Source organism: Lentzea roselyniae, from assembly GCF_039537795.1.
Lineage (GTDB): Bacteria > Actinomycetota > Actinomycetes > Mycobacteriales > Pseudonocardiaceae > Lentzea > Lentzea atacamensis.
The window spans coordinates 106,658-128,723 of the sequence record NZ_BAABBE010000008.1 but is presented as its reverse complement, the minus strand read 5'-3'; the positions used below and the strand labels follow the sequence as shown (position 1 = coordinate 128,723).

Genomic DNA, 22,066 nt, shown 5'->3' with positions numbered 1-22,066 from the left:
TATGAGGAGGTCAAGTCGTTTTGAGGAACTCGTCGACCTCGGCCAGAGCCGCCGCACGCACCGGCTCAGGCGACAGGAACAGGTCGTGCATGCCCGCCTTGATCTCGACGACCTTGACGGATGATCCGATCTTCGGACCCCACTTCTTCATGCCCTCGACGTCCAGCACCGCGTCGGCCCTGGACACGTCCTCACTCCACTCGCGCGCGTTGAGCATGCTCTTGTCGGAGTGCATCACGAGCACCGGCACGCGCACGTCGAGACCTTTGTGGACCTTCTCCTGCGCGATCAGGATCGCCCGGATCCACCCGGCCAGCACCGGGAAGCCCGCGAGCGGCTTCCACGTCAGGTCGAAGTCCCACTCGCCGTTGCGCGAGCTGTGGATCGCCGCGCCGTACGCCTCGCCGAGGTTCGCGCGGATCTTCACCTTGGGCGCGACCCGCCCGATCACCTTCACGACCTGGCGGATGAACGGCGGCTCGACGACGTCCAGCCACGGGCTGTTCAGCACCAGCGCGTTGATCAAGTCGCTGGCACGCCGTTCATGCGCCCACAACGACGTGGTGAGCCCACCGGTCGAGTGACCCATCAGCACCACCCGCGAGTGCTCTTCGCGAACCTTCGCGATGGCGGCGTCGATCTCCTCGAAGTACACGGCCATGTCGGTCGTGTAGTTCGGCAGCTCGCCGTCGCGCAGCGACCGGCCGTATCCGCGCAGGTCGACCGCGTAGAAGTCGTAGCCTTGGGCCGTGTAGTGCCCGGCGACGTGCTCCTGGAAGAAGTAGTCCGCGAACCCGTGCACGTAGAGGATCGCGCCGCGGTCGTTGGCCGCGGCCCGCCGGCGCACGAGGGTCGCGGTGGCTCCACCGCGCAACGGCAGAACCGTGGTGTCTTCGTCGCTGCTCACCGCGCAAGTTTGCAACGGTCCGGAGCCGATTCCGTGCACCCTTGTCCGGATCGTGTCTAACCTGGGTGACGTGACGGGGGATATTGAGCAGTCATCGAGGGTGCGCTTTCCGGGGATCAGCCCGCGCGCCTACGAACATCCGGCCGACCGGGGCGCGCTCGCCGTGCTCCGCGCCGTGCCAGCCGTGGCGCCGATCATCAAGGCGGTCGCGGCGGCGTTCTCCGAGCGCGGTGAACGCCTGATCCAGGTCGCCTCGTCGGTTCGCGTCGGCCCGAAGCAGTACCCGCAGCTCGACCGGATTCGCAACGAGGTCGCGGCCACGTTCGACCTCGAGGAGCCACCAGAGCTCTTCGTGCGGCGTTCGCCGGTCGTCATGGGCGAGACGATCGGCATCGACAAGCCGTTCATCGTGCTGACCACGGGCATGGTCGACCTGTTCGACCCGGAGATGATGCGCTGGGTCATCGGCCACGAGACCGGCCACGCCATGTCCGGCCACGGGCTCTACAACACCATCCTCGCCCGTTTGCTCAACCTCCAGTTCGCGCTGGGCTGGATGCCGGCGGGTGCGTTCGCCATGCGTGCTGTCATCGCGGCACTGTTCGAGTGGCAGCGCAAGACCGAGCTGTCCTGCGACCGGGCCGGCCTGCTGGCCTGCCAGGACCCGCAGGCGGCGCTGCGGGCCCACCTCGCGTTCGCGGGTGACCTCGGCGGCCAGGTCGACATCGCCGAGTTCCTCGCCCAGGCCAAGGAGTACGAGGAGGTCGAGGACATCCGTGACAGCGTCCTCAAGCTCCTGCACACCGAACGCCGCACGCACCCGATGGCCGTGATCCGTGCCGCGGAGCTGCAGCGCTGGGCGGCGACCGAGGAGTACCGCGAGATCCTCACCGGCACCTACCTGCGTCGTGAGGACGACCGGCCGGCGAACAACCTCACGGACGACGTGAAGGCCGCCGCCCGCTCGTACAAGGAGTCCATGACCAACTCCGCCGACCCGCTGATCAAGACGATCAACGACATCGGCGAGGCCGTCATGGGTGCCGCGGGCAAGGTCTGGAGCAAAGTTGCTCCGAACGGTCCAGCGGAGTAGCTACCATGTGGAGTCATGCGACGACTCCTGGTGCTGGTTCTCTGCGCGGTGATGGCTTCGACAGGCACCGCTGCCGCCGGTGAGCAGGTCATCGGCGGCGAGCGGGCCTCGATCGAGGCCAACCCGTGGGCCGTTTACCTGACCGACGACCACGGCCTCCAGTTCTGCGGTGGCACCATCGTCGCGCCGACGAAGGTGCTCACCGCGGCGCACTGCGCGCTGGGTCGTGCGCCGCATGACCTGCGCGTTGTCGCCGGTCGCGAGGACAAGCAGGACCGCGATGCCGGAGTGACCGTCACGCCTGCGGACATCTGGATCCACAAGCAGTACGTCTCGGCCGACGAGGGCGAGGACGTGGCCGTCCTGACGCTCAGGAACCCGCTGTCGTACACCCCGCTGCCCCTGGCCGAGCCGGCCGATCGGGAGCTCTACCAGCCGGGTACGCAGCTGCGCGCCCTCGGCTGGGGCCGGACCAGCGAGAACGGCAAGACGTCGCGCTACCTCCTGCAGGCCACGCTGCCGGTGCTGCCGGACGCCTACTGCGCCGACGCCTACCCGCAGTTCGTGCGGGCCGACATGTTCTGCGCGGGCTTCGAGGGCGGCAGGATCGACACCTGCCAGGGCGACTCGGGCGGTCCGGTCGTCGCGGACGGCAAGCTCGTCGGTGTCACTTCGTGGGGCGAGGGCTGTGCGCGCAGGGGCAAGCCGGGCGTGTACGTCCGGATCTCCCGCTACGCCAAGGATCTTCACCCGGTCGTGGATGCTTTGCCGCCTGGAGTTGTCGACCCGTAGACCCCTGGGTTCAGTGGGGTGCATGCGTCTGCTGGCAGCGGTTCTGGCCCTGATCGTGATCGCGGTGACCCCGGCACACGCTGCCCCCAGGATCGTCGGCGGTGTCGTGGTGGACGACGCCGCCGAGGCGCCGTGGATGGTCGCCCTGACCACGTCGTCCGGCTACCAGTTCTGCGGAGGCGCGCTGGTCGGGCCGGGTCTGGTCGCCACGGCCGCGCACTGCGTGTACGGGCGCAAACCCAGCTCGATCACCGTGGTCGGCGGCAGGCTGGACCTGCGCACCGACGGCGGCAGCACGTCCGTCGTGAAGCACTACCAGATCGCGAAGGGCTATTCGACGCCCTCGCGCGGCAAGGACATCGCGTTGCTGACGCTCGTGCAGCCGATGCCGTACCAAGTGCTGCCGCTTGCTGCCACGAGCGCCGTGTACGCGGCGCGCAACGTCGGTGTCGTGTACGGCTGGGGACGGCAGGCGGAGGGCGACACGAACAAGAGCCCGTTGCTGCACAAGGCCTCGATTCCGATCATGGCGGACGCGCAGTGCTCGGGGGCTTACGCGCGTTATGACGCGACGGCGATGTTCTGCGCGGGCTATCCGGAGGGCGGGGTCGACGCGTGCATCGACGACTCCGGCGGCCCGTTCGTGGTCGACGGCCGGCTCGCCGGGATCGTCTCGTGGGGCATCGGGTGCGCCCGTCCGAACACGCCCGGCGTCTACACGCGCGTCAGGACATACCTGAGCTGAGCTCGCGGAAGAGGTTCGCGCGGTAACGCAGGCCCGCGCTCTCCGCTCGTTCGATGGCCTTGTCGTACAACGCCTTGTCCTTCAGCAACGCGGCTTTGCCCGCCAGTGCGCGCACCTCGATGATGCGGAACTCGGCGTCGATCGCCCGGCGCAGCACCTCGTCGTACTCGGCGACCGACCGGTTCACCTCGGCGAGCACCAGGCCGGCGTCGATCTCGATGAAGAGGTCGTCGGCTCCGGCCAGTTCGAGCGCTCGTGCGGCGTGCTCGCGTGCCTCGTCGCGCCGGTCGGTCGCGATGAGCAGTTCCGCGTACTCGACCCGCGCGGACATCTCGACCGGCCGCATTCCGTGCTTCTGCGAGAGCTCCAGCGCCTCGCGGAACGCCTCCTCGGCCTCGGTGTGCTTGTGCTGTGCCGCCAGCACGACACCGAGGTTGTTGAGGCCGTTCGACGTGTGCTGCACGTCGTCGATCTCGCGGGCGAGGCGGACCGATCTCCTGAGCGCCTCTTCGCCGGAGTCGAGCCTGCCGAGCTCCAGCTCCACCAGTCCGAGGTTGCCGAGACCGCCGATGAGCTGGGCGTGCATGCCGTTCGGCCCGTAGAGTTCGAGTGCCGCGCTGAGGTGCTCGCGGGCGAGGCCGAGCTCACCGATGTCGTGGTAGATCCCGGCGAGGATGTTGAGCGCCGTCGCCTGCTCGGCCTGCCTGCCGGCGGCTTCGAACTCGGCGATCGCCCGCTCGCAGTGCGCGATCGCCGTCCGGTGCTCGCCGAACCGCCAGTCGAGGTAGGCGAGGCAGACCCGCATCGCCGCGGCCCGCTGCCCGGTCTCGCCGCCGGCCAGCGCGGCACCGGCGATCGTCCGCAGCTCGCCGTAGTAACCGGACAGCAGGAGGTACGCGCGCATCCCCGCCACCAGCGCGGCGTCGGGACGGTCCTGGGCGAGCGCGACCAGGTTCAGCCTCTCCGTCTCGAACCACGTCATCGCGGCCTCGCGGTCCGGGAACGGGATCCGGTCGGCCGAGGGCGGCAGCAGCCGGGTGTAGCCGGCGTTCAGCTCGGCGTCGGCGCCGTCCACGCGCGCCAGGTACCACTCGAAGACCGCCTGCCGATCCGCCGCGGTGGCCCGTTCGTGGGCGTACAGGCGCAGCAGGTCGTGCAGCTGGTGGCGATCACCGTTCTGCTGCACCAGGTTGGCCGAGACCAGCTCGCCGATCGCGTCGCCGGCGAGACCGGCCGGGATGTCCGGGCCGGGTACCGCGCCGAGGAAGTCGAACGTCCGGCGCGCCCGCGGGGACAGCTTCCGGTACGAGAGGTCGAACGCGGCCTGCACGGCCGTGTCGTCGTCCTCGATCTCCAACGCCCTGAGCCGGTGCTCGCGCAGCTCCTCGACGTAGTCCGGCAGGTGCCGCCCGGCGAGGTTGGCGCCCGCGATTCGCAGCGCGAGCGGCAACCGTGCGCAGAGACTGATCAGCTCGCTCGTGTCCCCGTCGATCCGCATGCCCTTGAGCAGCTCGTGCGCCTCCTGCTCGGTCAGCACACCGAGCTTGACCTGTGCGAACTGCGGCAGGTCCTGCCTGCTCGTGACCACCGCGGCGCAGCCGGGCGTGGCGGGCAGCAGCGGTTCGATCACGTCCGCGGTCGCGTTGTCGAGCACGACCAGCACGCGCCGGTTCCTGAGCAGCTCGCGGTAGTCGTCCTCCGGCCCGCCGCCCAGCGCCTTCACGAACCGCGCCAGCGCCTGCTGGACCGTCATCGGCGGCCCGGTGGAGAACCCGCGCAGGTTGACGTAGAGCTGTCCGTCGGGGAATCGCTCGCGCAGCCGGTGGGCCTCCCTGATCGCGAGCACGGTCTTGCCGACACCGGGCAGCCCGGTGATCGCCACCACCGGCGCGTCGATCAGCTCCAGCCGTGCGATCTCCTCCCTCCTGCCGACGAAGTCCGGCAGGTCGGCCGGCAGCTGACACGGCGCGGGAGGGCGGGGGACGAGCCGGTACCCGGTCGGTTCTGTGATCACCTGCTCGGTGGCGCGCAGCCTGCTGACCAGCGTGCGCAACGCGGCTCGCGGGTGCATCGGCAGCTCGTCCGGCCACACCTCCGCGGCCAGCGCGTCGAACGGCACGGCATCGCCGGGACGCGCGGCCAGCGCGTCGCGCAGAGCCTCCAGCCGATCCGCCACGAAACCGATCGTAGAGATCTCTCTGGCGGGGGAGCCCGGCGCGATGGTGACACCGGGGCCGCGCGTCACGTCGCGCGGGAGCTGAGCCCTTCCAGCTGCTCGACACCCTCCGCGCCGAGCACGACGTTCCCGGCGCCACGCTCGCCGTGCTGGTCGACGGGGAGATCCACGAGTTCGCCGGCGGCGTGCTGAACACCGGCACCGGGGTGGAGGTGACCACCGACTCGGTCTTCCAGCTCGGTTCGGTCGCGAAGATCTACACGGCGACGCTGGTGATGTCGCTGGTCGAGGAGGGCCTGCTCGACCTCGACGCGCGGGTGGCCGACGTGCTGCCGGACTTCCGCGTCGCCGACCCCGACGCGACGAGCGAGATCACCGTGCGGCAGCTGCTCAGCCACACCAGCGGGCTGAGCGGCGACTTCCAGCCCGACACCGGCCGCGGCGACGACTGCATCGAGCGCTACGTCGAGGCGTGCGTGAAGCTCGGCCAGGACGTGCCGCCCGGCTCGACCGTCTCCTACAGCGGCGCCGGCTACGTCGTCCTCGGCCGGATCGTCGAGGTGCTCACCGGCACGACGTGGAACAAGGCCCTCGCCGATCGCGTGCTCACCCCGCTCGGCCTCACGCACACCATGACGCTGCCGGAGGAGGTGCTGCGGTTCCGCGCCGCGGTCGGGCACTTCAACGGCGAGCCCACGCCGGTCTGGGACCTGATGCCGCGTGCCGCCGGCCCCGGCGCCGCCGTGTTCGCCAGCGCCGGTGACGTCGTCCGGTTGGTGCGGGCGCACCTCGACGGGTCGGCGCTGAAGCCGGAAACCGTTGCCCTGATGCAGGAACGGCAGGTCGACGTGCCGGACAGGTGGACCGTGGGCGCGGACGGCTGGGGTCTCGGCTGGACGCTGTACGACTTCACCGGCACGCCCGGCATCGGCCACGACGGTGCCGCCACCGGCCAGTACGCCTACCTGCGGGTGATCCCAGAGCAGGGCATCGCCATCGCGTTGCTGACCAACGGCGGCGGCGCGCGTCCGTTGTCGTCGGCGATCCTGCGTTCGTTGCTCGGCCGGTTCGGCGTCGAGATGCCGCCGCCGTTCGCGCCGCCCGCCGAGCCCTTCGACGTCGACATGACGCCCTACAACGGTGTCTACAAGCGCGAAGGCGTGGTCATCACGATCAACGACCGCAGGGCGCGTTACGAGTTCGTGGACGACATGGCCATCTACCCGTCCATGGACATGGACCTGATCCCCGTGTCGCACAACGTCTTCGCGGCCACCGGCGCCGGTTCGTCGTTCCAGGACGACTTCATGCCGGTCGTCTTCGCGAACGGCTACTGCTACATCGGAATGCGCGCCGCTCCCAAGATCAGCTGACTACCCTGCAGAGGTATGACTGGTAGATCATTGGGTGTCGCCGCCGCCATCGCGGCCGCGATCACCCTGGGGGCAATGACCACGGTTCCCGCGAGCGCCGAGCCCGCCGGGAACACGATCATCGAGTTGAAGAACGTGGCACGGGGCCAGTGCATGACGGCGAGCACGATCGACCCGTTCCTGGTCGAGATGGCCGGCTGCACCGGTGCGGCGAACCAGCGGTGGGAGCGGGTACCCGCGGCGGGCAACCAGTTCTTCCTGCGCAACGTCGCCGACCGGAAGTGCATCCGCGGCGAAGGGTCCCTGACCGGCGAGGAGTGCGACGACACCGACCGGTACCAGCGCTGGGAGCTGGCGCCGGACCCGTCCGGGGCGGTGAAGCTGAAGGTGGCCGTCGCATGGCCCTGGTACGCCGACACGTCCTGGTACGACAGCGAGTTCAACTTCGGGATCATCACAGAGGACTCGCAGGACAGTGACCATCAGCGGTGGCTGGTGGCCGAGGCAGGCCGCATGCCGGTCCTGCCCGACACCACCGGCGCCCTGGTGACGCTGGAGAGCTCGCAGAAGTTCGGGCGCTGCCCCAACGGCGTCGCGACGGGTGACTGCCCAGGCTCGGCGTTCCAGCGGGTCGAGCTCGGCGGTGGCGTGATCGGGCTGCGCACCCCGACGGGCTGTCTGCGTGCGGCGCCGGACCAGCACTACGACAACGTGGTCGACCTGCGCGGGGACTGCGCCGCGGCCGACACGGCGCAGCAGTGGCGGCTGGAAGGGCCCGACGCGTTCGGCGGGTACCGGCTTCGCAACGTCGACAGGGGCAAGTACCTCATGCCCCTCGTCGACCGCATCGGGCACTTCCCGGAGGGACTCTTCGGCAAGGCGCCGCAGATGAGCAGGTGGATCTTCCACCTCGCCTGAGGCTCAGACCACGAGCCCGACCGACATGGTGAGGAAGACGGCCGCGCACACCGCGTCGAGCGCGGTCGTCACACCAGGTCGCTTGAGCCGGCCCGCCACGCGCGAGGCCGCCAGCACGATCATCAGCTCCCACACCGCCGCGAGCGCGAGGAACAGCACGGCCAGCATCGCGAGCTGCGGTGCCGGTTCACCCGATCCGATGAACTGTGGCAGGAACGCCAGCGAGAACAGGATCATCTTCGGGTTCGTGATGTTGGTCAGGAAGCCCTGGCGGAACGGCCGGTCGCTCATGACCTCCTCCGGCTCGTCGCCGGAGCGCCGCAGCAGCCCGCGTGTGATGGAAACCGCCAGGTAGAGCAGGTAGGCGGCACCGATCCAGCGCAGCGCCGTGAGCACCACCGGGTACTGCGCGAGCACCACGCCGAGACCCGAGATCACCAGCGCGACCTGGACGGCCGCCGCCGAGTGGATGCCCGCCAGCGCGAGCAGGCCGGAGCGGGTGCCGGACCGCAGTGACGTGCGCAGCAACAGGAACGCGTCAACACCGGGGGTCACGATGACGACCGCGCACGCGATGAGGAAGGCCGGAACCTGGCCGAAGTCGAACAACACCGTACATACCCCCGTGATCTACGCCACTGGCCGCAAAATCTCCGGCCAGATTGGACACTAACACGAGAATCTCCGGTTTTGACGTCGTCCTAGCGTGGTCGCTACGGTTGGTGACCAATCGTCCACCTGGTGCAACGGGGAGTGGTCCGTGAGGGGTAAGCGGTTTGCCGTGCTCGCGGCGGTGATCGCGCTGGTCAGCGGTGCGTCGACGGCTGATGCGATCGTCGGGGGGACACCCGCGCGGGTGGCGGACACCCCGTGGGTTGTGGCGATCACCACCCCTGATGGTCAGCTGATCTGCGGCGGCGCGCTCGTGGCCGCGGACAAGGTCGTGACGGCCGCGCACTGCGCGACGCTGAAGGGCGTGATGGGCAGGAACCAGCGCCCGGCCGAGCAGCTGCGCGTGGTCGCCGGCCGCACGGACCTGCGGGTGAAGACCGACGGCACCGAGGCCGCGGTGGCGGGCGTGTGGCGGCACCCCGGCTTCCGCGAGGTCACGAAGGGCGACGACGTGGCGGTGCTGACGCTCGCCCGCCCGTTGCCGTACCGGACGATCGCGCTCGGCGACGCCGGTGACGAGGGCACGGTGCTCGGCTGGGGCCGCACGGCCGAGAACACCCCGCCCGCCATGACGCTGCGCAAGGTGACGGTGCCGATCCTGTCCGACTCCGAGTGCGTCCTGAAGGAGCCGGACTACCGGCCGGGCGGGATGCTCTGCGCCGGCCGCGGCGGCCGGGACGCGTGCACCGGCGACTCGGGCGGGCCGCTGGTCGTGCGCGGCAGGCTCGCGGGCGTCGTGTCGTTCGGACGCGGGTGCGCACGGGCAGATGAACCCGGTGTCTACACCCGTCTCGCTCACTACCGGTCGACGCTGGGCTTCTGATATCCAAGGTCTGGTGCGAACCACACCGTTTTCGGCGACACTGCGCCGGCAGTGGGGACTCGACCTGAGTCCCTCCCAGCTCTACGCGATCCTGCGGCTGCGTCAGGACGTGTTCGTCGTGGAGCAGAACTCGGTCTACTGCGACGTGGACGGCCGCGACCTCGACCAGGGCACGCGGCACTTCTGGCTGGAAGCTGAAGGGTCGCACGATCCGATCGCGTACCTGCGGCTGCTCGAGGAGCCCGATGGGACGTTCCGCATCGGACGCGTCGCCACCGCACGCATGGCACGTGGCCGTGGCTTCAGCCGCAGGCTCATGCATGCGGCGTTGGTCGACGTCGGCAACGCGCCGTGTGTGCTCGACGCGCAGACGTACGTCGTGGACTTCTACGCGTCGTTCGGTTTCGTGCCCGAAGGTGCGGAGTTCATCGAGGACGGGATTCCACACCTGCGGATGCGGCGCACTCCCTGATCACGCGCACCGCGCGTTCGATGTCGGCCTCGGTCAGATCGGCGCGCGCGGTGAGCCGCAGCCTGCTGATCTGGTCCGGCACCGACGGCGGCCGGAAGCAGCCGACGATCACGCCGTTGGTGCGGCAGTTCTCGGCCCACTGGAAGGCCTGGTCCGGGCTCGGTGCCCGCACGCTGACGACGGCCGCCGTGGGCGTGCTGACCTGGAAACCGGCTTCCTTCAGGCGGTTGCTCAGCTCATGCGCCACGGTGAGCGCGCGCTCGGGGCGGTCCGGTTCCTCGCGCAGGACCTTGATGGCCGCCAGCGCCGCCGCCGCACTGCTCGGCGCGAGGCCGGTGTCGAAGATGAACGTGCGCGCGGTGTCGATCAGGTGCCTGATCACCCGGCTCGGGCCGAGCACCGCTCCGCCCTGAGCGCCGAGCGACTTGCTCAGCGTCAGCGTCGTGATCACGTCCGGCGCTTTGATGATGCCCGCCTCCGCGACCGCGCCGCGGCCGCCGGGCCCGACCACGCCGAGGCCGTGCGCGTCGTCCACGACGAGCGCGGCACCGGTCGCGCGGCAGGCTTCGTGCAGTTCGCCGAGCGGCGCGATGTCGCCGTCGACGCTGAAGACCGAGTCCGTGACGACGATCGCGCGCCGCTTGCCGCGGGTCTCGAGCGCGTGGCGGACCTTGCCGACGTCGCAGTGGTCCGCGACGACGACGTCCGCCTTGGACAGGCGCGTGCCGTCGATGAGCGACGCGTGGATGTGCTGGTCGGCGACGATCGCCGTGCCGGGGCCGGTGAGCGCGGTGATCGCGCCGAGGTTCGCCGCGTACCCGCTGCTGAACACCAGTGCCGACTGCGCGCCGCAGAAGTTCGCGAGCTCGTACTCCAGCTCGGCGTGCAGCTCGGTGGAGCCCGTGACCAGGCGCGAGCCCGTCGAGCCCGCACCCCACTTGAGCGTGGCGGCGGCCGCGGCACCCGCGACGCGCTTGTCCTTGGCGAGGCCCAGGTAGTCGTTGCTGGCGAGGTCGAGGTCCGTCGAGCCGGCCTGGCGCGGACGCACCCGCCGGGTCAGGCCTGCCTTGGCACGCGCCTCAGAGCGGACGTCGATCCAGTCGAACGTCGACTCACCACCACTGGAAATCGCCTCAGTTGTGCTCACCGTCACCGGCTGAGTCTCCCATCCGCCGACTAGCGTGCCGCTCGTGGACCTGTTCACCTTCACGCGTGCCGAGCTCACCTCGCCGGTGCAGTTCTGCGACGGTCGCTGGGTGGTGTCGGACTACGACGACGTGCGCGCGGTTCTCGCCGATCCCGTTACGTTTCTGCCTGACAACGCCCTGACCGCGGTGACCCCGGTCGCGCCCGCCGCGTTGCGCGCCCTCGTGAGGGCCCGCTTCTCGTTGCCGCCGACCCTCGCGAACAACGGGTCGGCGTCGCACGCGGGTCTGCGGCGCCTGGTCGCGTCGTTCTTCACGCCCGCCCGTGTCGCCGCTGCGGAGCCTCGCATCCGTGCCCTGGTTTTGGAACGGCTGGGTGGCTCAGATCTCAGGCGAAATGATCTTGTCGGCGACCTCGCGTGGGATCTGCCGGCCATCGTGCTGATGGAGCTGCTCGGCCTGGAGAACGTCGACATCCCGACGTTGAAGCGGTGGAGTTCGGGGTCGCTGGAGTTCTTCTGGGGCAACATCTCCCGTGAGCGGCAGCTGGAGCTGGTCGACGACGTCGGCGACTTCCACCAGTGGCTGATCAAGCGCTACCACGCGCGGGACGGCGAGCTGTTCTGCGCGCTCGCCGACGCCGGCGTGTCCGCGGAGGACTCCGCGGGCCTCTGCTACTTCCTGCTGATCGCGGGCCAGGAGACGACGACCCAGCTGCTCTCCACGGCTCTGCGGCGTGCGTTGCAGGACCGTTCGCTGTGGGCCCGGCTGCCGGAGCCCGGCGTCGCCGAGTCGTTCGTCGAGGACGTGCTGCGGACCGACACGCCCGTGGTGACCTGGCGGCGGCTCACCGCTCGTGAGGTGGTGCTGTCCGGGGTGCGCGTGCCTGCCGGTGCCGAGCTCGTGTTGTTGTTGAGCGGCAAGGAGAGCGATCCGCGGCACCTGGCTTTCGGCTACGGCCGCCACTTCTGCCTCGGCGCCGGGCTGGCTCGGCTGGAGGCGGCGGTGGTGCTGCGGACCGTCGCTGCTCACGAGCCTTCGCTGCGGCTGACCGGCGAGGATCCCGAGTGGCTCAACCTGCTGTCGTTCCGGGCGCCGAAGTCGGTCACGGTCGCGCGATGAGCTTGCCCTTCGTGGTGCGGGCTTCGAGCGCCCTGTGCGCTTCGGCGATCTCGTCGAGCCGGTAGACGTCCCCGAGGACCGGCTTCAGGTTCAGCCCGAGCACCTCCTCGGGCGTGGTGTTCCGGGGCAGCCCCATCACCGCGACGCCCTTGCGGAAGATGTCGCTCGCCGTGACGTCCAGCGGCTCGCCACTGGCGTACCCGAACACGACCATCCGCCCGACGCCGTCCTTGAGCAGCTCGAACGCGCGTCTGCCGACCTCGCCGCCGATCGACTCGAACACCACGTCCACCGGCTCCAGGCCGTCCCAGTCGTAGCCGATGCCACCCTTGCTGGACGCCTGCAGCACCGTCGCTCCCGCCCGTTCCGCGAGCTGCACCAGCAGCGTGCCGACACCGCCGGACGCCGCCTCCACCAGCACCCGGTCACCGGGCTGGATTCGCACCGCCTTGGTCGCGGCCACCGCGGTGGTGCCCTGCAGCAGGAGGGCGAGGGCCTCGTGGTCGCTGACGTCGCCGGGCACGTCGATCGGGTTCTCGATCACCGCTTTCGTGGCGTAGGCGCCGTCGCGCGGCACGCCCATGACCCGGCGGCCGTCCTCCGTGACGCCGACGACCTCCGAGCCCAGGACCGCGGGCAGGCTCGGTCCCGGATACCACGGGAACAGCTCACGCCCCTTGCCGCGCCGGATGACGGTCTCGCCGTAGTTGAGCCCGATCGCGGTGACGTCGACCAGCGTGTCGCCTGCGGGGTCCGGCACCTCCTCGACCCGCAACACCTCGGGGCCGCCGAACTCGTGGAACCGCACTGCCTTCATCGTCTTCCTCCCCAATAAGCGGACCGTCGGTCCGGTTGCTACTGTACGGACTACCGGTCCGCTTAAGTCAAGGAGAACCGTTGGAACGCGCCGACGCCGCCCGCAACCGAGCCGCGCTCCTGGCGGCCGCCACCGAGCTGATCCGCGAGCGCGGCATCGACGCCGTCTCGATCGACGACGTGGCGGCGGCAGCCGGTGTCGGAAAGGGCACGGTGTTCCGCAGGTTCGGCGACAAGGCGGGCCTGACCCAGGCCGTGGTGGACTCCACGGCGGCGTCGTGGATCAAGGTCGCCTCGCTGGAGTGCCGCACCGCCGCGGAGTTCGCCGGCCAGCTGTTCGATCACGTGCTGGCGTCGTTGCCGCTGGTCATCGCCGTCGAACGGACTTCGGTGCGCAGCTGCGAGGGCAACTTCCGGCTCACCGTGGACCGCCTGGCCCGGCTGGTCGGTTCCACCTTCAACGCGCACGCGCTGCTGGCCGTGCTTCGCGGCGAGCAGATCGCGTTCCTGCTCGACCAGGGCATGACCGCGGCCGAGATCCGGGCGGGTGTTGTCTCACTCGCGGACACGCTGGCCGCTGAGGTTTGATGCCCTGGTGTTGAACCGTCAGCTCTCCGGAGTCCGCAAGCGAACCCTGCTGGAAGAGCTCGGCCCGGTACCGGACGTCGAGCCCGACCGCTACGGCGACGGAGGCCCGGTGGCGGCGCTGGAGGAGCGGGTCGCGCAACTGCTGGGCACCGAGGCCGCGCTGTTCGTGCCGACCGGCACGATGGCCCAGCAGATCGCGCTGAAGTGCTGGGCCGACCGCACGCACAACCCGATCGTGGCGATGCACCCGCAGGCGCACCCGCTGAACCACGAGGACGACGCGCTGACGGTCCTCTCGGGCCTGCGCCCGATCAAAGTGCCGAACTCCGAGGTGGCCACCTGCCCGGAGCCCTACGGGACGCTGCTGCTGGAGGTGCCGGACCGCGAGGCCGGTTTCATCCTGCCCACCTGGGACGAGCTGACCACGCTGGTGGACCAGGCGCGCGAACGGGACGCGGTCGTCACCTCGACGGCGCCCGCCTGTGGGAGAGCACCTTCGGCCTCGGCAAGCCGCTACCGGAGATCGCCGGCCTGTTCGACTCGGTCTACGTCTCGTTCTACAAGTCGCTCGAAGGCATGTCCGGCGCCGCGCTGGCGGGAACCCAGGACTTCGTCGACCAGGCGCGCGTCTGGCGGCACCGCTACGGAGGCATGCTGTTCCAGCAGTGGCCGGCCGCCTTGTCGGCCATGCACGGCCTGGACACCGTGCTTCCGAAGCTCGGCGCGCAGGTCGCTCACGCCAAGGTGGTCGCGGAGGCGATGGGCCTGCCGGAGCCGCACACCCACCAGTTCGCGTTCCACCTGCCGGGTGACCCGGCCAGGTTGACGGAGCTGAGCGGGAAGTTCCTCGGCTCGTTCTGGCAGGACGGGAGCCTCGCGAAGACCGAGGTCACCGTTGCCGGGCCGGCGATGGAGTGGACGGCGGACGAGGTGCGGGAGGCTTGGGCGGAGTTTCAGAGCCTGCTCTGACCGTCGCTCCCGCCGCGTGCCGGCAGCCGGATGTACTTGGCGGCGGATGCAAGCGTTTGCTGATCACCCCATCCACTGCCGACCCGGCGATCGGGGCCGAAACCCGGCCCGTCCGCCTGCCGGAGTCACTTCTCGGGGCGACGTAACTCACCTGGCTGTTGGACCGGCAGGTGCGAAGTGCGACGATGCCGGGGCTGTGAGGGGAGCGCGAGGAAGCCGGTGCGAATCCGGCGCCGTGCCCGCGACTGTGACCGGACCCCGCTCCGGGAGTCAGGAACTCGTCCCCCTCTTCAACCACCGACCACGGGCGTGGACACCCGAGGAAGGACTTTGCCGAGCATGTTCCCCTTTTCGGCTGTCGTCGGACATGACGACCTCCGGCTGGCCCTGCTGCTGAACGCCGTGCACCCCGGCATCGGCGGTGTTCTCGTCCGCGGCGAGAAGGGGACCGCGAAGTCGACGATCGTGCGTGCCCTGGCCGCGCTGCTGCCGGAGCTGGACGTGTCGAGGAACTGCCGTTTCGGCTGCGTTCCCGGCACCACCGACTGCCCCGACGCGCCGCACGACGGTGGCGAGCGGCGGCCCGCGAGGCTCGTCGAGCTGCCCGTCGGTGCCACCGAGGACCGGCTGGTCGGCTCGCTCGACCTGGAGAAGGCGCTGACCGAGGGCGTGCGGGCGTTCCAGCCCGGTCTGCTCGCGGCCGCGCACCGGGGCGTGCTCTACGTCGACGAGGTCAACCTGCTGCACGACCACCTCGTCGACCTGCTGCTCGACGCCGCCGCGATGGGGCGTGCGCACGTCGAGCGCGAAGGCGTGTCCGTGTCGCACCCGTCCCAGTTCCTGCTGGTCGGCACCATGAACCCCGAGGAGGGGGAGCTGCGGCCGCAGCTGCTCGACCGGTTCGGGCTGACGGTGGCGGTGAAGGCGGCGCGGGACGTCGGCGTCCGCACCGAGGTGATCAGGCGCCGGCTCGCCTACGAGGCCGACCCCGTGACGTTCGCGGCCAGGTGGGCGCAGGAGGACGTCCAGCTCAAGCGGCGGATCACCGACGCGCGCGCCAAGCTGCCCCTGGTGTCCCTTCCGGACGGTGAGCTGCGCCGGATCGCCGCCGTCTGCGCGGCTTTCGAGGTCGACGGCATGCGCGCGGACCTCGTCGTCGCCCGTGCCGCCACTGCGCACGCGGCGTGGCGCGGCTCCGAGGAGGTCGAGGAAGCGGACGTCGAGGTCGCCGTCCGGCTCGCCCTGCCGCACCGGCGCCGCCGCGACCCGTTCGACGAGCCCGGCATCGAAGAGCAGCAGCTCGAGGACGCCATGCGGCAGGCGGCCGAGCACGCCGAGGAACCCGACGGCCCGGACGACGACAGTCCCGGCGGCGGTGAGCTGCCCGAACCGCAGGAAGGCCCGGCCGGCAACGGGAACGCGCCCAACGACCGCCCGGCTCCGGAACCCGCCCCGGCGTTCAAGGCACGGCTGCTGGAGGTTCCCGGCGTCGGTGAAGGCGCGCCCGGCAAGCGGTCCAGGGCCCGCGCCCGCACCGGCCGGATCGTCCGGTCGTCCAAAGTGGACGGAAGCGGTCTGCACCTCGTCGACACCCTCACCAACGCGGCCCCGCACCAGCAGGCGCGCGGCCGCAGCGGTCCAGGACTCCTGCTGACCGCCGCGGACCTCCGCAAGGCGGTCCGCGAGGGCAAGGAGTCCAACCTCATCCTGTTCGTCGTCGACGCCTCCGGCTCGATGGCCGCGCGCCAGCGGATGTCCGCGGTGAGCGGTGCGGTCGTGTCGCTGCTGCGGGACGCCTACCAGCGACGCGACAAGGTCGGCGTGATCACGTTCCGCGGCAGGGCCGCCGAGGTCGCCCTGCCGCCCACCACGTCCGTCGACGCGGCGGCGACCCGTCTGAAGAAGATGCGCACGGGCGGCAGGACCCCGCTCGCGGACGGCATCCTCAAGGCGCACAAGGTTCTTGAGATCGAACGCCTGCGCGACCCGCGGAAACGCCCGCTGGTCGTCCTGCTCACCGACGGCAGGGCGACGTCGAGCGGACTCGGCGGCGACCCGACCAAGGACGCGCTGAAAGCGGCAGGGCTGCTCGAACAGACCGCGGTCGTCGTCGTGGACTGCGAACAGGGCCACATCCGCCTCGGCCTCGCGCAGAAGATCGCGGAGGCGTTGCAGGGCACCTGCGTCCGCCTCGACCAGCTCAGCGCCGACCAGCTCGCCGGCGTCGTCCGCGCCGCGTAAGGAGAAACCCAAGTGCCACAGGGACAGCCCACCGAGGTGCCGAAGGACGGCCTGACGACGCGGCAGCGTCGCAACCGGCCGTTGCTCATGCTGCACACCGGTGAGATGAAGGGGAAGTCGACGTCGGCGTTCGGCATGGCGTTGCGAGGCTGGAACCAGGGCTGGGACATCGGTGTGTTCCAGTTCGTGAAGTCCGCCAAGTGGAAGGTCGGCGAGGAGTCCGCGTTCAAGGCGCTCGGCAGGCTGCACGACGAGACCGGTGAGGGCGGCGCCGTCGAGTGGCACAAGATGGGCGAGGGCTGGTCCTGGTCCCGCAAGCAGGGCACCGAGTCCGACCACGCCGCCGCGGCGCTCGAGGGCTGGCAGGAGATCGCCCGCAGGCTCGAGTCGGAACGCCACGGCTTCTACGTGCTCGACGAGTTCACGTATCCGCTGCACTGGGGCTGGATCGACGTCGACGAGGTGGTGAACACCCTGGTCAACCGCCCCGGCCACCAGCACGTCGTGATCACCGGCCGGTACGCGCCGCAGCAGCTGGTCGACGCCGCCGACCTCGTGGTCGAGATGACCAAGGTGAAGCACCCGATGGACGCCGGGCAGAAGGGCCAGCGGGGGATCGAGTGGTGAACAGGCTGGTCGTCGCCGCTCCCGCCTCGGGCAGTGGCAAGACGACCGTCGCGACGGGCCTCATGGCCGCGTTGCGCCGCGCCGGGTCGCGGGTCGCTCCGTTCAAGGTCGGCCCCGACTACATCGACCCCGGCTACCACTCGCTGGCCACCGGGCGGCCGGGGCGCAACCTCGACCCGGTCCTGGTCGGCGAGCACCGGATCCCCGGCCTGTTCGCGCACGGCGCCAAGGGGTGCGACATCGCCGTGGTCGAGGGCGTCATGGGGCTGTTCGACGGTCGAGTCGACACCGCTGGCGTCGGCTCGACCGCGCACGTCGCCAAGCTGATCAACGCGCCGGTGCTGTTCGTGGTGGACGCGCGGGGCCAGAGCCGGTCGCTCGCGGCGCTGCTGCACGGCTTCCGCGGCTACGACCCGACGGTCCGGCTCGGCGGCGTGATCCTCAACCAGGTCGGGTCGGAACGGCACGAGCAGGTGCTCAGGTCTGCCTGCGACGAGGTCGGCCTCGACGTGCTCGGAGTGCTGCCGCGCGATCCGCAGTTCTCCTTGCCCTCCAGGCACTTGGGGCTCGTGACGGCGGCGGAGCACGGCCCGGAGGCGATCACCGCCGTCGACGCGATCGCCGCCGCCGTGGCCAAGCACGTCGACCTGGACGCAGTGCGCGCGCTCGCGTCGTCTGTGCCGTCGATGGCCGTGGCCGCGTGGGAGCCGCAGGTCGAAGCGGTGACCGGTGAGCCGTTGATCGCGGTCGCGGGTGGAGCGGCCTTCACGTTCGGCTACGCGGAACACGTCGAGGTGCTCAAAGCGGCAGGTGCGGCCGTGGCCGTCGTCGATCCGCTCAACGACGAGGATCTGCCGGAAGGAACCGCAGGTCTTGTGCTGCCGGGCGGATTCCCGGAGCAGCACGCGGAAGCGTTGTCCGCCAACGCGAAGTTGCGCGAGGCCGTGGCCGGGTTCGCTCGATCGGGCGCGCCGGTCCACGCCGAGTGCGGCGGGCTGCTCTACCTCGCGAGATCACTCGACGGGCACCCGATGTGCGGCGTGCTCGACGCCGACGGGTTCATGACCCCGAAGCTGACCCTGGGCTACCGGGACGCCGTCGCGTCCACCAGTTCGCCGCTGCACCCGCCCGGCAGCCGCGTGACCGGCCACGAGTTCCACCGGACCCAGCTGTCCACACCGCACTCGACGCCACCCGCGTGGCACTGGCGCGGCGTCGACTCCCGGCCCGTCACGGAGGGTTTCGTGGCCGGGGGAGTGCACGCTTCGTACCTCCACACGCACCCCGCAGGTGATCCGGAAGCCGTAGCCCGGTTCGTGCGGGCCTGCCACCCGTTCGTGGCACGGGCGGGAGGCGGTACGGTCTTCGCCTAAGCCTTCGTCAAACCCCTGTGGAGCTGTCGTGACGACGACCGGTCGGGTTTCTTTCGTCGGCGCCGGTCCGGGCGCCGCCGACCTCATCACTCTCCGAGGCGCGCGCCGCATCGCGGAAGCCGACGTGGTCATCTGGGCTCCCAGCGCGATCGACGCCGAGTGCGTCCGCGAGCACGCCCGCGCCGACGCCGAGCTGGTCGACTTCTCCCGCGTCACGCAGGAGGAGATCACGGACCTGTACCGCCGCGCCGCCGCGTCGCGTCAGGCGGTCGTCCGGCTGCACGCGGGTGACGCCGCGACCGGTGGTGGCGTGCAGGAGCAGCACGACCTGTGCGTGCGGCTCGGTCTGGACGTCGAGGTGGTGCCCGGCGTGTCCGTCGTCGCCGCCGCTGCCGCCAAGATCGGCCGCGAGATCACGCTGACCGAGGCCTCGTCGGCCGTCCTGGTCTCGCCGGAGAGCAGCGAGCTGGTCGCCGAGTTCGCCGCGCTGCAGACCACGATGGCCGCGACGGTCTCGGGCGCGCGCACCGGCCAGTTCGTCGAGAAGCTGCTGCAGGGCGGCTACTCGGCCGAGACGCCGGTCGTCGTCGCGTACAAGGTCAGCCAGGCCGACGAGCTGGTCGTGCACACCACGGTCGGCGAGCTGGAGTCGGTGGTGAAGCAGCACAAGCTGTACCGCCCGACGTTGTTCCTGGTCGGTGCGGCCGTGAAGGCGCCCACCCGGCGCGTCTCCACCTCGGCCGCGGCGTCGGTCGACGAGCCGATCCGTGCCGCCCGCCCGACCCGTTGGTCGCGCCGCGCCGCCTCGCGCATCGCGACGCGCCCCGACGAACCGGTCCCCGCCGCCATCCCCGCCACCCCCGCCGCCGAGCCGAACCCGGCGTGGACCGCGGTCGAGGAAATACAGCAGTCCGTGCGCAAGCCGGCTGAGGAGGCCGCGCCGAAGCCGAAGCTGACGGTCGTCGCCGCGGAGAAGACGAAGCCGACGACCGTGCGCGCTTCCACCTCGACTCCCGCCAAGAAGAAGCCCGCCGCCCGCAAACCCAAGAGGCCTACTAGCTGATGACAGTGGAGAAGCTGCTGGAGGCAGCCGGCCGTCCCGCCGAGATCGTCGACGCGGCAGACGGCCTGCGCCCCGCGCTGAACGTGTGCCGCGCCCGTTCCGCCGTGATCGTCAAGCTCGCCGACGGCATCGGCCCCGCCGAGATCGGCGCGGGACTCGCGGGGTGGCGCCGCACGCTGACGGTGGCGGACTCCGGCGAGCTGACCACTGTGGACCCGCGTGACGCGGTGACCAGGCGCTGGACCGCGCCGGACGCCGTGTTGTGCTTGGCGGACAACGAGTTCCTCACCTCCCGCGACGGCTGGGCGCTGCCGGACGAGGAGTTCGCCAGCCGCTCGCACGTGCTCGGTGCCGAGGTCCGCGCGTTCGTGCTGGCGAGGCTCGCCCCGCGGCCCGGTGTCCTGGTGTGGGACGTGCTGGCCGGTTCCGGCGCGGTGGCCGTGGAGTGCGCACGCCTGGGTGCGGCCGTGCTCGCGGTCGAACCGGATCCCGTGCAGTGCGTGCGGATCATCGCGAACGCGTCTGCGCACGGCGTCGACGTGCGCGTCGAGGAAGCCGAGCTGGACACGGCTTCGCTGCCGCGCCCGGACGCGGTGTTCGTCGGCCGCGGTCAGCTTGCCGAGGTGAAGGCGTGCGCGGCCGTGAGCGCACGGCGCGTGGTGGTCGTGACCGAGAGCGTGGACGAGATCGTGCCCGCCCGTGACGCGTTGCAGGCCGCCGGCTACGAGGTGGAGGGCGTGCACTGGACCGCCTCCCGCCTGCTCGACTCGGGGTTCGCTCCGGCCGTTCCGGTGACGGTGCTGTGGGGAAGCAAGAAGTGATCGGTGTCTTCGCGGGAGCGGCGCAGCGTGGCGACGCCGCAGACCTCGCAGGCCTGCTGGGTGCGGACGCGGTCGTCCCGGACGGCTCGGTCAAGCCCGCCGTGCAACGGCTGTGGTCCCGCCTGGGCGGAGCCGTCCTCTTCCTGGACGCGGGCTCCGCGGTCCGCCTGATCGCGCCCCTGTTGCGGGACAAGCGATCCGACCCCGCCGTGGTCTGCGTGGACCAGCACTTCGTCGTGGCGCTCGCCGGTGACGCCGACGCGCTCGCCCACCACGTCGCCGACCTGCTCAACCGCACGCCCGTCGTGACCGGCGGCCCGTCGATCGACTCGGTGCTCGACGAGCTCGTCGAGCAGCTCGACGCCACCGCAGACGGCAACGTCGAGGGCTGCGCCGCCGCCATCGAGGCGGGAGAGAAGGTCGTGCTGCGCAATCCGCTCGGCTTCCCGCTGCCCGCGTTGCCGCCCAACGTCGTCCCGGCCGGCGAGGACGCCACGTGGATGATCATCATCGACGACCGCGCCGCCGCTTCCAAGGACAACGTGCTGCGAATCGTGCCTCGCACGCTCATCGTCGGCGTGGGCTCGACGCGCGGAGCGTCGGCCACGAGCGTCGGCGCCGCGCTGGCGGAACTGGACGCGCAGGGCGGGCTGGACCTGCGTGCCATCAAGGCCTTCGCGACCGCGGAAGCCAAAGCGGACGAGCCCGGCATCGTGGACGCCGTGGAGGACTGGGGTTTCTGGCACGGCGACACCGCCGAGCTGCTGACGTTCCCGACCGAGGAGCTCGCCGAGATCGGCGTGCCGAACCCGAGTTCGGTGGTGCGCAACTCGATGGGCACCGCGAGCGTGGCGGAAGCGGCGGCGTTGCGCGGCGCGCAGATCCTGGGCCACGGCGCCCCGATCGAGCTGGCGGCGGAGAAGTTCAAGCGCGACAACGTGACGGTGGCCGCGGCACGGGTGCTGCCGCGCGGCAGGCTCGCGCTGATCGGGCTGGGGCCGGGTGCGTCAGAGGAACGCACACCGCGCGCGGAGGCGGAGATCAGGCGCGCGGCGTTCGTCGTCGGCACGCCGGAAGCGATCGACGCGGTCTCGTCCCTGCTGCGCTCCGGTACCGAGATCCGGCACGAGGGTGCGTCCGACCTGGCCGCCCGTGGTGCGGCGGTCGCGTTCGTCGCGTTCGGAGCCGGGCCGACGCTGGACGATCCGGTCGAAGCCGACGTGGTTGTTGTTCCCGGGGTCTGGGACCGGTAACAGATTTCCTCCTTTCGTAGGGTCTTGGTTCAGGATCTCTCGAATTAGCGTCGCCAGGCACACGGCCCACCCTGCGG

Annotated in this window: 21 protein-coding genes, 1 pseudogene and 1 riboswitch; of the genes and pseudogenes, 17 read left to right on the top strand and 5 right to left on the bottom strand. The window is 70.7% G+C overall.

Annotated features, from left to right (window positions below; all coding sequences use genetic code 11):
• Positions 1-10 precede the first annotated feature (10 nt).
• Positions 11-907 (bottom strand): alpha/beta hydrolase, encoded by an 897-nt coding sequence (locus ABFX45_RS16435; protein ID WP_215732573.1) that lies wholly within the window; start codon positions 905-907, stop codon positions 11-13.
• Between the two features lie 70 nt (positions 908-977).
• Between ABFX45_RS16435 and ABFX45_RS16430 the strand changes: the two genes are divergently transcribed.
• The 3 genes from ABFX45_RS16430 to ABFX45_RS16420 are packed head-to-tail and all read left to right on the top strand — an operon-like array spanning position 978 to position 3,537.
• Entirely contained in the window at positions 978-2,000 is a 1,023-nt protein-coding gene (locus tag ABFX45_RS16430; RefSeq protein ID WP_346130802.1) for a M48 family metallopeptidase, read from the top strand.
• Between the two features lie 15 nt (positions 2,001-2,015).
• Complete coding sequence (locus ABFX45_RS16425) at positions 2,016-2,792, top strand: S1 family peptidase (protein WP_346130800.1); 777 nt, start codon at positions 2,016-2,018, stop codon at positions 2,790-2,792.
• A 22-nt stretch (positions 2,793-2,814) separates the two neighbouring features.
• Positions 2,815-3,537 carry a S1 family peptidase gene (locus ABFX45_RS16420; protein ID WP_346130798.1) on the top strand — a complete coding sequence of 241 codons (723 nt, stop codon included), beginning with the start codon at positions 2,815-2,817 and terminating at the stop codon, positions 3,535-3,537.
• Here the strand turns inward: ABFX45_RS16420 and ABFX45_RS16415 are convergent.
• On the bottom strand, positions 3,518-5,713 hold the full coding sequence (locus tag ABFX45_RS16415; protein ID WP_346130796.1) for a tetratricopeptide repeat protein: 2,196 nt from the start codon (positions 5,711-5,713) through the stop codon (positions 3,518-3,520). The genes ABFX45_RS16420 and ABFX45_RS16415 overlap by 20 nt on opposite strands.
• 95 nt (positions 5,714-5,808) lie before the next feature.
• On the opposite strand from ABFX45_RS16415, the gene ABFX45_RS16410 reads away from it, so the two are divergent.
• Positions 5,809-7,086, top strand: coding sequence for a serine hydrolase domain-containing protein (locus tag ABFX45_RS16410; protein WP_346131017.1), 1,278 nt, complete (start codon positions 5,809-5,811; stop codon positions 7,084-7,086).
• A gap of 15 nt (positions 7,087-7,101) precedes the next feature.
• A complete protein-coding gene (locus ABFX45_RS16405; RefSeq protein WP_146231446.1) occupies positions 7,102-8,004 on the top strand; it encodes a hypothetical protein in 903 nt (300 codons plus the stop codon).
• A gap of 3 nt (positions 8,005-8,007) precedes the next feature.
• Here the strand turns inward: ABFX45_RS16405 and ABFX45_RS16400 are convergent, their stop codons facing one another.
• Positions 8,008-8,616 carry a LysE family translocator gene (locus ABFX45_RS16400; RefSeq protein WP_346130794.1) on the bottom strand — a complete coding sequence of 203 codons (609 nt, stop codon included), beginning with the start codon at positions 8,614-8,616 and terminating at the stop codon, positions 8,008-8,010.
• Positions 8,617-8,764: 148 nt separating this feature from the next.
• Between ABFX45_RS16400 and ABFX45_RS16395 the strand changes: the two genes are divergently transcribed.
• Positions 8,765-9,499, top strand: coding sequence for a serine protease (locus ABFX45_RS16395; protein WP_233439305.1), 735 nt, complete (start codon positions 8,765-8,767; stop codon positions 9,497-9,499).
• A gap of 13 nt (positions 9,500-9,512) precedes the next feature.
• On the top strand, positions 9,513-9,971 hold the full coding sequence (locus ABFX45_RS16390) for a GNAT family N-acetyltransferase (protein ID WP_346130792.1): 459 nt from the start codon (positions 9,513-9,515) through the stop codon (positions 9,969-9,971).
• On the opposite strand, the gene ABFX45_RS16385 is transcribed toward ABFX45_RS16390, so the two are convergent.
• Entirely contained in the window at positions 9,925-11,124 is a 1,200-nt protein-coding gene (locus ABFX45_RS16385) for an 8-amino-7-oxononanoate synthase (RefSeq protein WP_233439302.1), read from the bottom strand. The genes ABFX45_RS16390 and ABFX45_RS16385 overlap by 47 nt on opposite strands.
• A gap of 37 nt (positions 11,125-11,161) precedes the next feature.
• On the opposite strand from ABFX45_RS16385, the gene ABFX45_RS16380 reads away from it, so the two are divergent.
• The gene (locus ABFX45_RS16380; RefSeq protein ID WP_346130789.1) at positions 11,162-12,238 is read left to right on the top strand and encodes a cytochrome P450 family protein; all 1,077 of its coding nucleotides are present in this window, start codon (positions 11,162-11,164) and stop codon (positions 12,236-12,238) included.
• Here the strand turns inward: ABFX45_RS16380 and ABFX45_RS16375 are convergent.
• Positions 12,222-13,055 (bottom strand): quinone oxidoreductase family protein, encoded by an 834-nt coding sequence (locus ABFX45_RS16375; RefSeq protein ID WP_346130787.1) that lies wholly within the window; start codon positions 13,053-13,055, stop codon positions 12,222-12,224. The genes ABFX45_RS16380 and ABFX45_RS16375 overlap by 17 nt on opposite strands.
• An 80-nt stretch (positions 13,056-13,135) precedes the next feature.
• On the opposite strand from ABFX45_RS16375, the gene ABFX45_RS16370 reads away from it, so the two are divergent.
• The 9 genes and pseudogenes from ABFX45_RS16370 (at position 13,136) to ABFX45_RS16330 (ending at position 21,989) form a co-directional block, all read left to right on the top strand.
• Positions 13,136-13,642: a TetR/AcrR family transcriptional regulator gene (locus tag ABFX45_RS16370; protein WP_346130785.1), complete on the top strand. Its 507-nt coding sequence runs from the start codon at positions 13,136-13,138 to the stop codon at positions 13,640-13,642.
• Positions 13,602-13,916 (top strand): annotated as a pseudogene (locus ABFX45_RS16365) (beta-eliminating lyase-related protein); the annotation flags it as partial. The gene ABFX45_RS16370 and the pseudogene ABFX45_RS16365, both read left to right, overlap by 41 nt.
• A complete protein-coding gene (locus ABFX45_RS16360; RefSeq protein WP_346130783.1) occupies positions 13,847-14,611 on the top strand; it encodes a beta-eliminating lyase-related protein in 765 nt (254 codons plus the stop codon). The pseudogene ABFX45_RS16365 and the gene ABFX45_RS16360, both read left to right, overlap by 70 nt.
• A 209-nt stretch (positions 14,612-14,820) precedes the next feature.
• A riboswitch (cobalamin riboswitch) is annotated at positions 14,821-14,891 on the top strand.
• 59 nt (positions 14,892-14,950) lie between these two features.
• Positions 14,951-16,852: a putative cobaltochelatase gene (locus ABFX45_RS16355; protein ID WP_346130781.1), complete on the top strand. Its 1,902-nt coding sequence runs from the start codon at positions 14,951-14,953 to the stop codon at positions 16,850-16,852.
• A 12-nt stretch (positions 16,853-16,864) separates the two neighbouring features.
• A complete protein-coding gene (gene cobO, locus ABFX45_RS16350) occupies positions 16,865-17,479 on the top strand; it encodes a cob(I)yrinic acid a,c-diamide adenosyltransferase (RefSeq protein WP_346130779.1) in 615 nt (204 codons plus the stop codon).
• A complete protein-coding gene (locus ABFX45_RS16345; protein WP_109635159.1) occupies positions 17,476-18,852 on the top strand; it encodes a cobyrinic acid a,c-diamide synthase CobB in 1,377 nt (458 codons plus the stop codon). The genes cobO and ABFX45_RS16345 overlap by 4 nt, the downstream gene beginning before the upstream one ends.
• Before the next feature lie 28 nt (positions 18,853-18,880).
• Positions 18,881-19,915, top strand: coding sequence for a cobalt-precorrin-4/precorrin-4 C(11)-methyltransferase (locus ABFX45_RS16340; RefSeq protein ID WP_346130776.1), 1,035 nt, complete (start codon positions 18,881-18,883; stop codon positions 19,913-19,915).
• The gene (locus tag ABFX45_RS16335) at positions 19,915-20,736 is read left to right on the top strand and encodes a hypothetical protein (protein WP_346130774.1); all 822 of its coding nucleotides are present in this window, start codon (positions 19,915-19,917) and stop codon (positions 20,734-20,736) included. Before ABFX45_RS16340 ends, ABFX45_RS16335 begins: the two co-directional genes overlap by 1 nt.
• Positions 20,718-21,989, top strand: coding sequence for a cobalamin biosynthesis protein (locus ABFX45_RS16330; RefSeq protein ID WP_346130772.1), 1,272 nt, complete (start codon positions 20,718-20,720; stop codon positions 21,987-21,989). Before ABFX45_RS16335 ends, ABFX45_RS16330 begins: the two co-directional genes overlap by 19 nt.
• The last annotated feature ends 77 nt before the right edge of the window (positions 21,990-22,066 follow it).